The following is a 16,367-nucleotide window of genomic DNA, read 5'->3' on the forward strand; positions in this document are numbered from 1 at the left end:
GTCCCTTTTTTTAACTTTCTCGAGAAGCTGCTTGCTTCAAGTCCTTAACGGTCAAAAATTCCTGACTACGTAGGATCATCCTTTTTACTGCTCTACGAACAATACGTTCAATATCAGCGCCACTCTTTGTAGAAAATATCCCGAGGATAGATTTATCATCTAACTCAAATTGGCGACGTACACCACGCAATTTGAGTGAAAGAATTTGTTGTATTTGCAGCTCATCAGGTAATGGGAAGTCAATTTTTTCATCGAAGCGTCGCCAGATAGCACTGTCTAAAATGTGCTCATGGTTTGTAGCTGCTAAAATTAGACTCTTCCCTTGATAAGCGTCCATCATCTGAAGCACTGCGTTAACGACGCGGCGTAACTCGCCATGTTCGCCTGAGTCAGAACGTTCTTTGCCTATGGCGTCAAATTCATCAAATAAAACCACCATAGAATGTTCAGCAACAAAATCAAAAACTTTGCGAAGATTCGCGGCTGTTTCACCCAAAAAAGAAGATACCAACGCATCGAGACGAACAATTGCAAGAGGTAAATCAAGCTCAAAAGCAATTACCTCAGCTGCTAAGGTTTTCCCGCAACCCGGAGGACCATGAAAAATAATTTTTCCAGACGGCTTCATTCCAAAACTTCTCAGCACATCGACACGGCGGTGTTCCTCAAGAAGTTCCTCGATGGGTGCGATACTAGATTCAGGTAAAACCATTTCTTCTATTGGTCGCTGAGCTTGTCGAACATCTAATAGTGGTAGTCCTCGCTCTTTATCTACAGGAGGAGTAGGCAAAGTGTTACGTCCATTTTGTTTAAGCGGTCTTAAATGCTCACCATACAATATCTGCTCAAGATCATTTGCAAGAAGGTGATGTTGCTTTTGACGCTCATCTTGAATAACAGCTTCTGAAGCAAGCCGAAAGGCCTCGGAATCACCAATGGTTCCAGCCCTAATCAACTGTCTCAGTATTTTACCGTTAGCCACTATTATTCCCCTTTGCACTGTTCATTTATAATCGAATTACTCAGTCTTTTGTCGTATTAAATACTAATTATTTCATCATATTAATAACGATTTAAAATAATCAGACGTAACTACTTAGTATTATCTGAGGCTATGATGGGGCTTAGCCCATTCGATTTTGCATAATCCAAAATTAGTATTTCTATCATAGATGCTTGAGAGCGATGTTCTTTTTCCGCTGCTGCTTTTAGCAACAGCTTGATTTCTTTAGATGTTCGTATTGACAAAGTCTCTTCTTTTGAACGCGACACTATGCTTCTCCATGATAAATAAGCAATACAATGTACTGCATTATGCGTACATTGTATACTGTTTATTGAACTCATTACGGATAGCATGGATAGCGATATAGAGCCCCTTCGAGAGGGGCTGGTTGATGGGAGCCTAGTTGGCTAGTTGGCGGGGGTATCTGTTTCCTCTTCAGTGATATCGTGATCGGTTGAAGGCACCGCTTGTTCAACTTCTGCTTCTTTACCCTTAGCTTGAGCTGATTTTCGGGCTCGAATTTCTATATCAATAATGCGCCGAGCCAGTTTGATAATGCGCTGTTGCCATGCGTAGTTGCCATCAACACGTTGCTTATTGCTAAGCACGCTAGACAACCAGAGAGTGTCCATTGAGATCATCAACGCATCGAGTTTGCGCACTAAGCCGACAAACTGGCCAACCTGTGGCGAGCTTATTTTTGCGTTGAAGGTTATCGGATCGGTGTAGTCAGGTACTTCATCGATGCCGTTGGACTCCATCAGTTTGTCCAAACGAACTTGTTCGTTGTCTACCGCCTTCGCGCAATCCTCGATCAGCTGGCTAATGATCTGTTCCACTTCATCAATTTCGTTCTCATCGCCAATGATGCGTAGGATGACATCGATTCCGTAGAGCGCACTGACCGTCCGTCTAAAAACACGGTCAACGACACGTTGCGCCTGTAAGCTATTAATTGTGAATGATTGTTCAAAGATGGGTTTAGAGTAATTGGGTTTTGCTTGGGCCATAAGTTTGCTCCTGATATGACAATAATCAGTCCCTAGCCTAATCCTCTGTGAGGTAATGGCCTTTCAGCTAGGTGGAAGAATTGAGCATCTTTCTAACTATCCTGTCTGGATAAGACGGTTACACTGACTATCAAATATTGCTGATCTGTTTCAGTGATATCTGCGCCTGAGAGCATGAGCTCAAAGGAAGCCCGCCGCTGAGTTTTCTCAGTGGTACTAAGAGGTAGCTAGCCTCCTTAAACAAATAGCCTGCATGTTTTTACATGCTCAACCATGCGTTCCTTGCGGTTCGCCTTTTCACCACCCAACTGGGGGAGTTTTCCCCAGTTGGGGGTGACTCCTTCACAACCAAATTAAGGAGTCACCAATGGAATATATCTTCGGATTTATTATCCAAATCGCAGGCATTATGTTGCTTGCAAAACTGAGCTGGTCGCTTTTGCGATTGCTTGCTCGTCAAAGCGTGCGCCCGTTTCGATTTGTACTTACTCAAATCAAGCGATTGCTCACACCAACACCAAAACGTCGTCCAATGGCAGTGCCTAAAGCTCCTGGTATGCCCCGTTTGACATCTGCGTTTTACAAAGAGCCACATCAGTACGACATGGCTTTACTCGAAATACCAACCTATCTGCGTCGTCAGTCTTCTTTGCCCAGCCGGGTAGAAGCGACTGTGTGCACAGAGTTCAACTAAGACGAGGAAAACATCATGAAAAACCAAGTAACACTCATAGGCTACGTTGGCTCTGAGCCAGAGACGCGAGCCTATCCATCAGGTGATTTGGTGACCAGCATTTCGCTGGCCACTTCTGAGAAATGGCGCGACCGTCAATCCAATGAGCTCAAAGAGCATACGGAATGGCATCGGGTCGTTTTTCGAGATCGTGGTGGATTTAAGTTAGGGCTAAGAGCAAAAGATTTGATCCAAAAAGGAGCGAAGCTTTTTGTTCAAGGGCCTCAGCGCACGCGCTCATGGGAGAAAGATGGTATTAAGCATCGATTGACCGAAGTGGACGCGGACGAGTTTCTGCTTCTTGATAGTGTGAACAAAGCATCTGAGCCATCACCGGCGGATGATGCGAGCTCCCAAGCTAATTGGGCACAAACATATCCTGAACCAGATTTTTAACCGAGCAAAAACGCTTTAACCCAGCCGGGAGTACTTTCCCGTCAGGGGCAGACTCCCACTTTGATTGTCGGAGTCCACAATGGAAAAACCAAAGCTAATTCAACGCTTTGCTGAGCGCTTTAGTGTCGATCCAAACAAACTGTTCGATACCCTAAAAGCAACAGCATTCAAGCAACGTGACGGTAGTGCACCGACCAATGAGCAGATGATGGCGCTCTTGGTGGTTGCAGATCAGTACGGCTTGAACCCTTTCACCAAAGAGATTTTTGCGTTCCCTGATAAACAAGCTGGGATTATTCCAGTGGTAGGTGTCGATGGATGGTCTCGCATCATTAATCAACACGACCAGTTTGATGGCATGGAGTTTAAGACTTCAGAAAACAAAGTCTCCCTGGATGGCGCGAAAGAATGCCCGGAATGGATGGAATGCATCATCTACCGGCGCGACCGTTCGCACCCGGTCAAAATCACTGAGTATCTGGATGAAGTCTATCGACCACCTTTTGAAGGCAACGGCAAAAATGGCCCTTACCGTGTAGATGGTCCATGGCAGACGCACACTAAGCGAATGCTAAGACATAAATCCATGATCCAGTGTTCCCGCATTGCGTTTGGCTTTGTGGGAATTTTCGATCAAGACGAAGCAGAGCGAATTATCGAGGGCCAAGCAACACACGTTGTTGAGCCATCGGTGATTCCACCCGAGCAAGTTGATGATCGAACCCGAGGGCTTGTTTACAAGCTTATCGAGCGGGCGGAAGCTTCAAACGCTTGGAATAGTGCATTGGAATATGCCAATGAACATTTTCAAGGTGTTGAGCTGACGTTTGCGAAACAAGAAATCTTTAATGCACAGCAACAAGCAGCCAAAGCGCTCACACAGCCTTTAGCTTCTTAGCGCCACGCATTCATTTTACTAACCCTGGCGGGATTATTCTCCCGTCAGGGGGAAGGTCTCGTCTTTTTTTGGAGATCTTCCATGACTAAATCAGCCTCACTTTTTCGCTTGGTATTGGTTGTTGCCCTTGTCTTAGGTTCGATTCAAGCCGGTAAAGCGGCAATTGATTCGGTTCAAGCAAGTGTTGTTCAGCACCAAACAGCGTTAGCACAAGCTGCAAAGTAACCACTTAACCCTGAAGGGGAGTTCTCTCCTTCGGGGGAGTCTCCCCTCAAAGGAGGCAATATGAAGGTTATCGACCTATCACAACGTACTCCTGCATGGCACCAGTGGCGCATTGCAGGGGTTACGGCATCTGAAGCCCCAATTATTATGGGGCGTTCACCCTACAAAACACCTTGGCGATTATGGGCAGAAAAAACCGGATTCGTATTACCGGAAGACCTGTCGAATAATCCAAATGTGCTTCGCGGTATAAGGTTGGAGCCTCAAGCAAGGCGAGCATTTGAGAATGCGCATAATGACTTTCTTCTGCCGTTATGTGCAGAAGCCGATCATAACGCAATCTTTCGAGCCAGCTTTGATGGCATCAACGATGCGGGCGAACCCGTTGAACTGAAATGTCCTTGCCAGTCAGTTTTTGAGGATGTGCAATCTCACCGAGAACAAAGCGAGGCGTACCAGTTGTATTGGGTGCAAGTACAGCATCAAATACTGGTCGCCAATAGCACGCGAGGTTGGTTGGTTTTCTATTTTGAGGATCAACTGATTGAGTTTGAAATACAACGAGACGCGGCGTTCTTAACTGAGTTGCAAGAAACAGCGCTTCAGTTTTGGGAGTTAGTACAGACCAAAAAAGAACCGTCAAAATGCCCTGAGCAAGATTGTTTTGTTCCCAAGGGTGAAGCCCAATACCGTTGGACATCGCTGTCTCGACAGTATTGCTCAGCACATGCCGAAGTGGTCCGACTGGAAAATCACATTAAATCTTTGAAAGAGGAAATGCGAGACGCCCAGTCAAAATTGGTCGCCATGATGGGTAACTACGCTCATGCCGACTATGCTGGGGTCAAACTCAGCCGCTACATGATGGCGGGCACGGTGGACTATAAGCAATTGGCCACCGATAAGTTAGGCGAGCTGGATGAACAGGTTTTAGCCGCTTACCGAAAAGCGCCACAAGAGCGGTTGCGCATTAGCACCAATAAGCCAGAGCAGCCCGTTGAAACACCAATCAAAATCAGTCTTGAGCAAGATAACTTGGTTCTGCCAGGTGACTCACCGAGCTCATTTTATTTTTAACGTTCACTTGGAGCCGATTTCGGCTCCTTTCTCATGCGCTTACATCGAGTGCATCAGAAAGCAGTTTCACTCGTAGCCAATGCTGGGTACGAATGATAGAGCGAGCTGAACTCTTACATACACAGCCATACCACAATCAACACACCACCCGACGGGGACTTCATTCCCTGTTGGGCATGGTGCCTCGTCAAAACAGATGAGGTTTACCATGACTGAACAATCTCCATTTTTGGTTCAAGTGAATCAAGCGTTTAATGTCCCGGCTCCTGATGCTTTCGTTCTGGAAGGATTTAGTGCCGACACTACCCATCCAAACATTCCCGTTCGCAAGGACGAGTATGTTTTTAGAAAAGAAGACTTACGTGACGTATTGGCGTTTTTGTCTAACCCAGACGGTGACGGTTTGTATATTACAGGCCCCACTGGATGCGGTAAGACCTCGCTAATTTGCCAAGTTGCTTCTCGATTGAATTGGCCTGTTCAGCAAATTACTGCGCACGGTCGATTGGAGTTGTCCGATCTTATCGGTCACCACACGCTGGTTAATGGCAACATGACCTTTGTGTATGGACCGCTGGCACTGGCTGTAAAGCATGGCCATTTGCTGATCATTAATGAAATGGATCTTGCTGAGCCTGCTGAACTGGCTGGGCTCAATGACATTTTGGAAGGTGCCCCGTTGGTCATCGCACAAAATGGCGGTGAGATCATCATGCCACATAACAAGTTTCGTTTTATCGCAACCGGCAACAGTGCGGGCAGCGGTGATCAAACGGGCTTGTATCAAGGCGTGCTTCAACAGAATTTGGCTTTCCTTGATCGCTTTAGAATCATTGAAGCGACCTATGCAGAGCCATCTGTAGAGGAAGCCATTCTGGAGAACGTTACGCCGGGCTTGCCAGAAGTCTTTCGCCAAAAAATGGTGAAGGTGGCTGGTGACATTCGTCGTCTTTTTATTGGGGGCGCGGATGGCGGTGCGGAGCTTAGTATCACCATGTCCACTCGGACCTTGGTGCGCTGGGCAAAGTTAACACTTGCTTTTAAAGGTGCTCCTAACGCAGTGGAGTATGCACTGGTTCGGTCTTTGACGGCTCGTGCTGAGTTGGAGCAACGAGAAGCCATTCACCGTATTGCCGCTGATGTATTCGGTGATCACTGGGAGGATTGATGATGGAAAAGTGCTTTGCTCTTTACCGTTACAGTCATTCTGATGGGACAGCCAAAGAATGGGCCATTTATGTTGGATCAGATAACCAGGAGATTGAAGTTCGGTTTGGAAAAGCCGGTCAATTGTCGCAGCAGCGATTGATTGACTCGACTGATCCTAACGCTGAAGCAGACCGACGAATCAATGAGAAAATCAACAAGGGTTATCGATTTGTTGGACAAGTCGGCATTGATCATCAAGGGCGGCCATTTGAACTCTCAAATGCGCTTGATAGCGTAGCGTGCGCCAATAACGTCAGTTGGGAGTTTCGTACTCGCAAGGACGTCAATGGCCAAATCTCGCTGGCGCAAAAAGCGTTGTTCGATATGGCAAAGCTGCTTGAAGCCTATGGCTTGGCTGTTATTGATGATAACCAGGTCAGGATTGGAGAATGGTCATTAGGGTTTTGCAAAAGCGGATTACCTAGTACCAATCAAATCAGCATGGTGTCAGGTGAAGGCGCTGGCATTGTTAACACGGATGATGGCCCGTGGCCATTGTTGCTGTTGCTGGCTTTTAAGCGTCAATTACCACCTCTGTGTTCGCTCACAGTAGCGAGTCCTGAAGGGATAGAAGTATCCGACCAACTGAAGTTGGAAAAAGATGTATTGCGGTTGCTAGGCAGTGATTTAGAGCGGGTTCGCCCGATAGCTGAAGCACTGGACTTAATGCCTGCGAAAATCGATCTCAACCAATCGTCGCCTGATTCGCAAAATTACTATTTCTGATAGTGGTGTTGCCATTAGCGCGTCAATTACTACCACCCAAACGGGGGCCATTGCTCCTGTTGGGAGTGGTGCGTCCCCATCTCGCATGAGGATGCACTATGAGTATTCAAACCCTCGACAAACTTTTGATTTGTCACATCGACTGTTCCATCTGGAGCGGTAGAAAAAAACTAAGGCCTGAAGATTTCAGACTAGCCAATGGCAGCCAACTTCCACCGAAGGATGTTGCCAGCTTAGGGAGTAAAAAAATTTGCGACCCTGAGGCATTGGCGAACTTTGAAAGGCTTAAGAAAGAAGCGCAGCGCTTGTGTGAGCAAGTCGGTGTGCGGTTTTTAGGTGGCTATGCCGTCCCTGAAGACCGAATTGATCAGATTGTTCCAGAGCTTGACCGTATAGGTCTGGAGTTTGCGCAGTGCAAGCAGTTGTTCTTGGACAACTATGATCAGGTGACGTTTGACTGGGTTGCAAAACACCCGGAATTTGCAGATGCAATCCGGCGTGCGCTGTCACCCATCGAAGACGTGGAACAACGGCTTCAGTTCGATTATGCCATTTATCGAATGCAACCAGCTGAACAAGCTGGTGGCTTAGATGACAAGGTCAATGGTATGGGACACACCCTCTTTAGGGAGGTGGCTCGTGATGCCAATGAACTGTTTGAGCGTTCCGTTGCAGGTAAGAATCAAATCAGCCAGCGAGCCCTTAATCCTCTCAAGCGATTAAGAGACAAGTTGGATGGTTTGTCATTCCTGGATCATCGAGTTCAGCCGATGGTTGAAGCGATGGACAATTTATTTGTTCGTCTGCCGAAGACCGGCCCTGTGACAGACAATCTCTATCACGAACTGATGGCGACCATTTTAATTTTGTCTGATCCAGACAAGATGAGAATGCACGGTGAAGGTCAATTGGATATCAGACAACTGATGCCCAAACCTGAACCTAAACCCGCACAGCCAGTATCTGCTCAGGCAGATAACTTACGTGCAATACCACAACCAACCGTCAGACCAAACCTTGGTTCGACTGTACCAAACTCATTTTATTTCTAACGTCCTTGAGGGCATGTTGCCCTGAAGGGCGCATGTCCTCTGAACTATGTAAGAGGAAATTATGCAATCAACCATCCATAACCCCAGCCAACTGAACCAGTTTGAACCGCATTTTCGTGGTGTGACTGATGCTGTTGAAAGTGAATTGATACCAGAAGTGGCGTGTTGTCGAACGTTAGTACAACGGTCGTACTCAACACATAGTGTCGTGATCCCTAAGAACCCTGTGCTGATCGCAGATGCGGACGCACAAGGTGTTTGGTTATCAGCCATGGTATTTGTTCCAAACATGGCATTGCAGCAAGCCGCTCATGAGCGGGACTGGCTGCAATATCAACACGAGGTGTCTACTCAGTTACAAGACCAGTACGGTCTGACATTGGATGACATCCTGAGTTTAGACCAGCTTAAAACGTCATTTGAACAGCACGAGAGTCCTGCTCAATTGGTGCCTTGGTTAGGTCAAAAATACGACCTGGATAAGCTAAAAGCACAGGTTTAAACATCCACATTCCCAGCGGGGAAACGCTCCCGCTGAGGGAGTATTCCCCCTAATGATTAGGAGACTCCCATGAATCATCCATTAAAAAACGCACTGCCAATCGTTGCCGCCGCTTATGGCGAAAAGTTTGGTGTGAAGGTGCTTATTCAAGGACAAGATGCGTTTACCGATGGTGAGCGGATTGTGATCCCAACAGCAAACCCAGACGACCCACACTATCAACAGATAGCTTGGGGTTATCTGGCTCATGAAGCAGCGCATATTCGGCATACTAATTTTGACATGGTGCAGAAGGCGTCGTCCAAGCCGATCCGTAAGGCACTTCTCAATATCATTGAGGATGTTCGCATTGAAAACGAATTGGCAAAGGATTACCCCGGAACCCGGCGCAGTATTTCGCAAGTGATTGAGTACATGGTGGACACACAGCAAATGTGTGTACCTGAACAGCTTGAGCCTGCATCTAACTTGCAAGCATGGTTGTTGTTCCGCTTGAGATGCCATTTTCTGGGCCAGAAAGCGCTGACGCCTTTGTATCAAGCAGTCGATGAAAGAGTGAGACAACTCTTTCCTGCCGCAGCGATGAGCCGGTTAAGCGCCATGCTGACAGCAGTGCCTAGCCTAGCGTCTACAGGTGAAGTGCTGAAACTTGTCGATGCCATCGTTGTCATGTTGGAAGACGAATCTCGTCCACCACAGGATGAGTCGGATGCTGATAGCGGTAATGACATTGGACAAGATGCGAGTAATGACAGCAATAACAGTAGTGACAGTCAAACCCCGGAAGCAGACTCGTCTGCAATGGGGGATGCTGCTGAAACGGGGGATTCAGATAACTCTGATCAAGCTGACAATTTGCGACAAGCCTTAGAGGCCAGTGCCGCTCAGTTTGAACCCGATACCTTTGCCCAAGTGGCAGAAGTGTTGTCGGAACAAGCTGAAGGACATCAGGGTGTAACTCCACTCAGTTTGCCCCAAGCAGAGCAAGCTATGTTGGGTGATGAGGCCATCTTGACCTTATCGGCGTCTGAGTCCGCTCAAATTCGAGCCCGACTTAGGGGCATGGTTCAGTCCAGTCAGGACAATCGGAATCATGCCAAAAGGCACGGTCTTCGAGTTGCAACCCATCGTCTTGCCGCTTCACAAGCAGGTGAGTCGAGATTGTTTATTCAAAGGCAACCTCGCATTGCGCCTAATGCTGCTGTGCACTTGCTGGTCGATATATCGGGTTCAATGGGTAAACCCATTGGCGAAGGTAATCGAAAGTACTTTCATGTTGCCAATGAAGCCGCTTTGGCTTTGGCCATGGCACTGGAAGGCATACCGGGTGTTGTACCTGCGGTCAGTTATTTTCCTGGTATTCATCAGGAAGTTTCTATCGCGTTATTGCCCAAGCAATCGGTTCGACATCGGGCCGCCTGTTTTGACCAAAAACCACGAGGTTGTACGCCTATGGCACAAGCGATGTGGTTTGCGGCAAACAGTTTGTTAGCGCAAAAACAGAAGCGAAAGCTAATGATAGTGCTAACGGATGGTGACCCAGATGATTGGGCTGCCACGCATGACATTGTTGACCGGTGCAGACGCAGTGGCTTTGAGCTTCTGGGGATCGGGATTCAAACACGCAGTGTTGAGAAATTCTTTCCTCAAAGCATTGTGATTAATGACGTCAAAGATCTAAAGCGTGAGTTATTCGAAGTAACACAACAACTGTTAATTCAGTAACCACATCAATTTTACCACCCTGCGGGGACGATTCCGTCTCCGTCAGGGCATGGGTTCGTCTCCGCTTTTTTTTGGAGACTCCTATGAAAAACAGAAAGTTCTTAGCTGGCGAAGAAGCCGGTACTTACATCGTTCCTGAGCAAGTGACTGAAGCGGATATCTTAGATATGGCGCTTAAACTTGCCCGTGGTCGATTGAGTAAAGGTCGCAAAATTGAACAGCCATCATCGGCGTTCTCATACCTGCAAACTCTGATGCACGAGTATGAGCACGAAGTCTTTGGTGTACTGTTTCTTGATACAAAGCATCGCGTCATTCGATTTGAAGAGCTATTCAAAGGTACTTTAGATGCGGCGAGCGTGTATCCAAGGGAAGTAACAAAACGAGCGCTAGAACTTAATGCAGCAGCAGTGATACTGGTTCATAACCATCCATCGGGTGATCCTGAACCCAGTGAAGCTGATAAACGCATCACTCATCGACTCCGTGACGCCTTGTCACTTGTTGATATTCGAACGCTTGACCATGTCGTGGTCGCATCCGAGGGCTGCGTTTCGCTTGCCGAACGCGGTTATCTTTAATGAATGGGCGCATTGCCCATTCTCCTTCATCACAAAAGCAGTCCCATCAACACACGTCATCACAGCTCGAATTTCTATTTGAGTTTGATGATGCCCCAGTCACTTGGTCTGACAGGGAAATCTGGCAGTTACGCGAAGGCATTCTTTTGGATGCGATCCGAGTATTGCTGGACGGTCGTGTCAGCACTCGGTTGCGCAAGGATGTGTTGTCGTGGATTCAAAATGACGAAATAGCGCCATTTTGCTTTCGTGTTTGCGCGATGGCTGCGGTTGTCGATCCTGATGTGCTTCGTGATTCCATCATGTGGCTATTAAGACGACATGATATCCAGCTTGACTAACGTTCCTGCATTAACCAAACGGCTTAATGCAGGACCCAAGCTGACTTTTACCACCAGTGGTAGGAGTCGGCTTTTTACTTAAGGAGGTTATATGGCGTTACCTTTACAGATTGAAACAGTGAGGCCATATCTTAATGGCCAATGGCTTCAAATACTGGCGGCGTTGGTGCCAGAACTTGATGCCGCTATTGCTCGAAAAGGCCGTCATGTGGCTTGTCCTGTTCATGGCGGTCGTGATGGCTTTAGGCTGTTCAAAGATGCTGAATACACCGGTGGTGGCGTTTGTAATACCTGCGGTATCTTTCATGATGGCTTTGAACTGTTGTCTTGGATTAATGGGTGGAACTTTGCTCAGTCTATTGAAGCAATCGGCCAGGTTCTTGGTATTCAGCCCGGACAAATACAAGCACCTTCTCGGGCAATAACGCGTAACGCTGTTGATTGGAAGACTAGAAAGCAGAACGAGGACAAAGCGATTATCCATCGCTTGAATCAAACCTGGGGAGAAACGCTATCTCTTGCAGATACTCGTGCGCAACCAGTTTGGAACTACTTGCATCGTCGTGGCATTGTTACGCGGCTTCGTCCTGAATGGGATTCGGTGCTGAGGTTTCATCCAAACTTGCCTTACCATGATGAAGATGGTCTGTTTATCGATAGCTACCCAGCGCTGCTAGGTAAAATCGTTACTCAGCAAGGGCGTTCGGCCACGTTCCATCGGATCTACCTAAGTGAAGATGGATTCAAAGCGCCGGTTGAAAAGCCTAAAAAGATGATGCCGATACCAAGTGACAGAACAATCACTGGTGGTGCCATTCCTATAGGTGAGCCTGGTGAAGTACTAGGTGTTTCTGAAGGTATAGAAACGGCCCTAGCGGTAACCAGAGCAACGGGGCAAACATGTTGGTCGGTTGTGAATGCAACGCTACTGGCTAGGTTTGAACCACCAAGTAATGTGAAAATGCTGTACATCTGGGCAGATCACGATCTCTCTGAGACCGGCCTGAATGCAGCGAATGAACTTAAGAAAAAAGCCTGGCAAAAAGGCATTCTGACACAAGTCTTGATCCCTCCGATACCAACGTCACTCGGTGTGAAAAGTTGGGATTGGAATGATGTGCTGAATGTTTACGGTGCCATGGGCTTTCCGAAAGTTCATATCTGATCTAAGGGGCTTCGGCCCCTTTTTTTGCGCCTTGCATATTTGAAAAAACATGGAGAATGAAAAATAGATAACCAATAGGAGAAACAAACATGATGGTATTAACCCTGTTAACAAAGCAGATTGATGGTGAGTTTACGGTTTACTGGAAGACCGGACTTCGAAGAGGTGGTGAGCTAAAGGTCGATTTAGGTGAGCAATACGACAAGCTACCTGAGCAGCAAAAGCCAATTGCAGCTGAGCTCTATGCGATTCACCACCTATTGTCAGTGAAAGAGGTGATGGGGAGTAACCGAAGTGGCAATGGCCTTCAAGTCCGGGTCAGTAAAGGAGCCATCAAAAAGTTACAGAAACAACGCTCAACTCAGCATTCACTTTACAGCCTGACTAGGTTTTTGCTCACTCGATACCTGGAAGCACAGATCTCGGTAGAGAAGCGGGACGATTGGCTCTCACATTCCTTCGAAGAATACAGCGTCGATAATGCTACAGTGAGAGAAATCGATGAGGTCATCAACGTTCCGAACATTGGACCTGTCGTGGTGACTCGTCATGCACTGGAACGGTTTGTAGAACGGCTTTCAGACGGTGTACCTAAGCATCCTTGGAAGGCTTTGACTTCAAAGCTGACAAGTCCTGCACTAATTAAAGCTCAATTGCCAGAACGAGTAGCTATACATAAATTAAAAAAATATGCACAGCAGGCTGAATTCTGGCAGCTTGATGGCTGCAAGTTGCACTTCGTTATTGTGCCAAACGATTCGATAAAATCATTGGTTACAGTATTCTGAGTTTAATAAACGAGTGAAATTTTCTCTACGAGTAAAAGTACAAGTACAAGTACAGATTGAACCAGAGTGCCCAAAGTGCAATTGTACCTGTTATCTGAATTTTTTAGCGGAGCGAGCTTTTTCCTGAACTGAGTTAACCATCTTAGTAAATGCACGATCTTTCGCTCTTCGTTCCGCTAAGGTCGCACTATTGTGTGCGTCTTCGCGCAACAGCTTTTTGTAATTAGCTAACCGTCTTGAAGATAGCTCACCGTTCTCCACGGCCTTTCTGACCGCGCAATTCGGTTCGTTCTCATGCTGGCAGTCACTAAATCGACATTGAGAGGCAAGTGATTCAATATCGGCAAAGGTAAGTTGAATACCTTCTTTTACATCACTAAGTTGTAGCTCTCGCATTCCAGGAGTATCCATCAAAAGGCCTCCTTTTGGTAACCATTTGATGGCCCGATAGGTGGTGGTATGGCGACCTTTGCTATCTTGTTCTCTAATGCTCCCAGTTTCCATTTCATTGTGGCCAAGTAAGCCATTTACTAGCGTCGATTTTCCAACACCAGAGGAGCCCAGAAAGGCAATCGTCTTGCCTTTCTGGCAGTAGGTTTCAAGTACAGAAACATCTTGAGGATCCAATGCGTTGATGCAATGAACACTTAGTAAGAGATCAAGTTTTTGGACTTGTTCTCGAACATCATCAACATTGCGACATAAATCTGCTTTTGTAAGTACAATAACGGGTGCAACACCTGCATCATTGGCCAGTGCTAAATAACGCTCAATTCGATTTAAACTAAAATCATCATTTAACGAGCTGACGATTAAGACCGTGTCAATATTTGCAGCAATGAGCTGACGTTTGATGGCACTGCCTGCGGCCTTTCGTTGAAACAATGACTGTCGTTCAAGTACGCGAAGTACTCGTTCTTGATCGAATACAACCCAATCTCCCACGCAAACGGAATCGATTTTGGGTGGAAGGTTAAATCGTAATGTCCCATTGGTACTCATCAGTACTACGTCTGATTTATGATGTTCGACGATTCGACCAAGCGAGCAACTCTCTAGCTCTTCCAACGTAAGTTGCTGTTGAAAGAATGGGCGCATACCTAAATCAGTCAATGAAAAAGTGTGCATCAGTTTGTCCTACCAAAGATCAGGGCTATCAAGGGGAGATAAGCAGGTTGGTGTCCCCTCTATTGGTGCTATGTTTCCACCAAGCATTGATTGTGCAATCCAACCTTCGGGGTATGACAGTGTAAAGGGGGCTTTGAGTACATCTTCGCTGATCGGAGCAAAGCCTGTCTTGGAGTAAAAATTAATATCGCCGTATGTGGCTACCACAGATACGCCAGCGTTTCTGAGAGTCTCAAATCCAAAATTGATCAGTGCTTGTCCAATCCCTTTCCCATGGCAGTCTGTCGCAACTGCAACGGGTGACAAGATAAATACGCTTTCACCCTTTGGAAAGGAAAGCTTTGAAAAAATGATGCCACCAACGATGCGAGCGTCGTCATCTTGAGCGATAAATACATAAAGATCGCCGTCTTTGGTAGGCAAGGTTAAGAAATCATCAACAAGTTTGGCGATTAAAGCGCCTTCGTTTTCACCTTCCGAGTCTGTAAATGTCTTTTTGAACAGTGCGATTAATTCGTTTTTTTGTTCAGGTTTATAATGTGAATAATTCATCTCAATATCTCTTATTTGGTTTTCACAATAAAGTACTGGTAGGTAAAGTCCTTGCCAGCAAACTTTTTATAAAGGCTTGTTTCCTTTTCGATATCGCTTATTGCTTGTGAATCAAATCCTTGCTTTTTCAGCTCGATAATTCTTTGTTCAAGTGGCTCCCAGTAATTTTTCCAGCCATCTAGCCCTAAAGAAAAATGAGTTACGATTTCGTATCCATACTCATCAAACAGTTTTAATCTAGAGGGAATATCTGAAATATCAGGGTAGTCTTCTAGCCAGAATTTCTTTGACTCTTCATCAGGTTCATTAGTGAGCCAAACTAAATCGCTGACCATCATATAGCTGTTCTTTTTCAATAAAGGTTTCCATTGCAGAAGAGCTTTTGCTATACCCATGATATAGACGCACCCCTCAGCCCAAATAACATCAAAACTGCCGTGCTCAAATGGCAAATCAGTCATTGATGCACACAGTGTTTGTATTCGTCCATTAAGGTCTAAATCATGCACTTTGGTTTCGAGTGTGCTAATGGCAAGCGATTCATTATCAACAGCAGTAACCATCGCGCTTGTTTCTTGCGCGAGTAGAATGGTCGATGTGCCTTTTCCGCAACCAATTTCTAAAATATGTTTGGGGGCCTGCGTTGGGATGCATTGCAAGGCTTGTAAGGTCGCTTGCTCTGAACCAGGGCCCCAACGGTCTACGGTTGAGAAAACCTGCATAAAATCTTTCATGTAGCGTTCGTGTTCATTCATGTCTTTCGATAACCATTTAATTCTGAGCGCGTCTTTTTCTTCAAAGCCCTGACTATGTAACCAATTTGCATATTCATTTGGTGCATTTTGGTTCAATGAGATATGCAATTGCCGTTGTGATTTTTCACCAATTAAGCCAAGTAACAGCTCTCGGGCTTTCACTTTATCTTCGATTTCTTTTTCTAGTTGTGTTAATCGTTCACGCAGAGTGGTTTTGTCTATTTTTTCTTCTAAACAGCTTTGACATTCCTTGAGTGAGAGTCCTGCACTCTGCAACTGTTTAATCAAGTAGAGTCGTTGTAAGTCTCGCTCCCCATAAAACCGATAACCATTGTCTCTGCGCATACCTCTGATAAGACCAAGCTTTTCATAATATAAGAGCGTGGTTCTTGAGATGCCTGCTTTTGTGGCCAACTCTGTAATTAGGTACATCTCAGTGTTTGTCCATATAGGTTGATATGTGAACAGCATAAACTGTGAAGCTATAGACAGGTCAAG

The 16,367-nt window shown here is 46.2% G+C and carries 20 protein-coding genes; 14 read left to right on the forward strand and 6 right to left on the reverse strand.

Annotation, left to right across the window (positions count from 1 at the left end; all coding sequences use genetic code 11):
* Positions 1 to 10: 10 nt before the first annotated feature.
* The 3 genes from LP316_RS14485 to LP316_RS14495 all read right to left on the reverse strand — a co-directional run bounded on the left by LP316_RS14485 (position 11) and on the right by LP316_RS14495 (position 2,016).
* On the reverse strand, positions 11 to 982 hold the full coding sequence (locus tag LP316_RS14485; protein ID WP_025610721.1) for an AAA family ATPase: 972 nt from the start codon (positions 980 to 982) through the stop codon (positions 11 to 13).
* 110 nt (positions 983 to 1,092) lie between these two features.
* The gene (locus LP316_RS14490) at positions 1,093 to 1,272 is read right to left on the reverse strand and encodes a hypothetical protein (protein ID WP_025610722.1); all 180 of its coding nucleotides are present in this window, start codon (positions 1,270 to 1,272) and stop codon (positions 1,093 to 1,095) included.
* A 141-nt stretch (positions 1,273 to 1,413) separates the two neighbouring features.
* Positions 1,414 to 2,016, reverse strand: a complete 603-nt coding sequence (locus tag LP316_RS14495; RefSeq protein WP_193021833.1) for a hypothetical protein — start codon at positions 2,014 to 2,016, stop codon at positions 1,414 to 1,416.
* A 367-nt stretch (positions 2,017 to 2,383) separates the two neighbouring features.
* On the opposite strand from LP316_RS14495, the gene LP316_RS14500 reads away from it, so the two are divergent.
* The 14 genes from LP316_RS14500 (at position 2,384) to LP316_RS14565 (ending at position 13,434) form a co-directional block, all read left to right on the forward strand.
* Positions 2,384 to 2,710: a hypothetical protein gene (locus LP316_RS14500; RefSeq protein WP_000455722.1), complete on the forward strand. Its 327-nt coding sequence runs from the start codon at positions 2,384 to 2,386 to the stop codon at positions 2,708 to 2,710.
* Positions 2,711 to 2,725: 15 nt separating this feature from the next.
* Positions 2,726 to 3,145 (forward strand): single-stranded DNA-binding protein, encoded by a 420-nt coding sequence (locus tag LP316_RS14505; protein ID WP_012368368.1) that lies wholly within the window; start codon positions 2,726 to 2,728, stop codon positions 3,143 to 3,145.
* Positions 3,146 to 3,224: 79 nt separating this feature from the next.
* Positions 3,225 to 4,043, forward strand: coding sequence for a phage recombination protein Bet (gene bet / locus LP316_RS14510; RefSeq protein ID WP_000414662.1), 819 nt, complete (start codon positions 3,225 to 3,227; stop codon positions 4,041 to 4,043).
* A gap of 81 nt (positions 4,044 to 4,124) precedes the next feature.
* The gene (locus tag LP316_RS14515) at positions 4,125 to 4,268 is read left to right on the forward strand and encodes a hypothetical protein (protein ID WP_015066581.1); all 144 of its coding nucleotides are present in this window, start codon (positions 4,125 to 4,127) and stop codon (positions 4,266 to 4,268) included.
* Between the two features lie 60 nt (positions 4,269 to 4,328).
* Positions 4,329 to 5,345, forward strand: a complete 1,017-nt coding sequence (locus tag LP316_RS14520; protein ID WP_108716794.1) for a YqaJ viral recombinase family protein — start codon at positions 4,329 to 4,331, stop codon at positions 5,343 to 5,345.
* A 208-nt stretch (positions 5,346 to 5,553) separates the two neighbouring features.
* Positions 5,554 to 6,513, forward strand: coding sequence for an AAA family ATPase (locus tag LP316_RS14525; RefSeq protein WP_031500504.1), 960 nt, complete (start codon positions 5,554 to 5,556; stop codon positions 6,511 to 6,513).
* Entirely contained in the window at positions 6,513 to 7,280 is a 768-nt protein-coding gene (locus tag LP316_RS14530) for a hypothetical protein (RefSeq protein ID WP_193021834.1), read from the forward strand. The genes LP316_RS14525 and LP316_RS14530 overlap by 1 nt, the downstream gene beginning before the upstream one ends.
* 98 nt (positions 7,281 to 7,378) lie before the next feature.
* The gene (locus LP316_RS14535; protein ID WP_170355913.1) at positions 7,379 to 8,332 is read left to right on the forward strand and encodes a DUF3150 domain-containing protein; all 954 of its coding nucleotides are present in this window, start codon (positions 7,379 to 7,381) and stop codon (positions 8,330 to 8,332) included.
* A 61-nt stretch (positions 8,333 to 8,393) separates the two neighbouring features.
* The gene (locus LP316_RS14540) at positions 8,394 to 8,834 is read left to right on the forward strand and encodes a hypothetical protein (RefSeq protein WP_193021835.1); all 441 of its coding nucleotides are present in this window, start codon (positions 8,394 to 8,396) and stop codon (positions 8,832 to 8,834) included.
* A 69-nt stretch (positions 8,835 to 8,903) separates the two neighbouring features.
* The gene (locus LP316_RS14545; RefSeq protein ID WP_193021836.1) at positions 8,904 to 10,559 is read left to right on the forward strand and encodes a VWA domain-containing protein; all 1,656 of its coding nucleotides are present in this window, start codon (positions 8,904 to 8,906) and stop codon (positions 10,557 to 10,559) included.
* A gap of 83 nt (positions 10,560 to 10,642) precedes the next feature.
* Positions 10,643 to 11,140: a RadC family protein gene (radC, locus tag LP316_RS14550; RefSeq protein ID WP_000797298.1), complete on the forward strand. Its 498-nt coding sequence runs from the start codon at positions 10,643 to 10,645 to the stop codon at positions 11,138 to 11,140.
* Positions 11,140 to 11,481, forward strand: coding sequence for a plasmid-related protein (locus tag LP316_RS14555; RefSeq protein WP_193021837.1), 342 nt, complete (start codon positions 11,140 to 11,142; stop codon positions 11,479 to 11,481). Before radC ends, LP316_RS14555 begins: the two co-directional genes overlap by 1 nt.
* A 91-nt stretch (positions 11,482 to 11,572) precedes the next feature.
* A complete protein-coding gene (locus LP316_RS14560) occupies positions 11,573 to 12,646 on the forward strand; it encodes a primase-helicase zinc-binding domain-containing protein (RefSeq protein WP_193021838.1) in 1,074 nt (357 codons plus the stop codon).
* Between the two features lie 89 nt (positions 12,647 to 12,735).
* Positions 12,736 to 13,434 carry a hypothetical protein gene (locus tag LP316_RS14565; RefSeq protein ID WP_193021839.1) on the forward strand — a complete coding sequence of 233 codons (699 nt, stop codon included), beginning with the start codon at positions 12,736 to 12,738 and terminating at the stop codon, positions 13,432 to 13,434.
* 90 nt (positions 13,435 to 13,524) lie between these two features.
* Here LP316_RS14565 and rsgA read toward each other — a convergent pair whose 3' ends face one another.
* The 3 genes from rsgA to LP316_RS14580 are packed head-to-tail and all read right to left on the reverse strand — an operon-like array spanning position 13,525 to position 16,301.
* Positions 13,525 to 14,562, reverse strand: coding sequence for a ribosome small subunit-dependent GTPase A (gene rsgA / locus LP316_RS14570; protein ID WP_193021840.1), 1,038 nt, complete (start codon positions 14,560 to 14,562; stop codon positions 13,525 to 13,527).
* A gap of 9 nt (positions 14,563 to 14,571) precedes the next feature.
* Entirely contained in the window at positions 14,572 to 15,114 is a 543-nt protein-coding gene (locus LP316_RS14575) for a GNAT family N-acetyltransferase (RefSeq protein WP_193021841.1), read from the reverse strand.
* Positions 15,115 to 15,125: 11 nt separating this feature from the next.
* Positions 15,126 to 16,301, reverse strand: coding sequence for a MerR family transcriptional regulator (locus tag LP316_RS14580; protein WP_193021842.1), 1,176 nt, complete (start codon positions 16,299 to 16,301; stop codon positions 15,126 to 15,128).
* Positions 16,302 to 16,367: the final 66 nt, after the last annotated feature.

Origin of the sequence: Thalassotalea sp. LPB0316 (assembly GCF_014898095.1) — a bacterium.
Lineage (GTDB): Bacteria > Pseudomonadota > Gammaproteobacteria > Enterobacterales > Alteromonadaceae > Thalassotalea_G.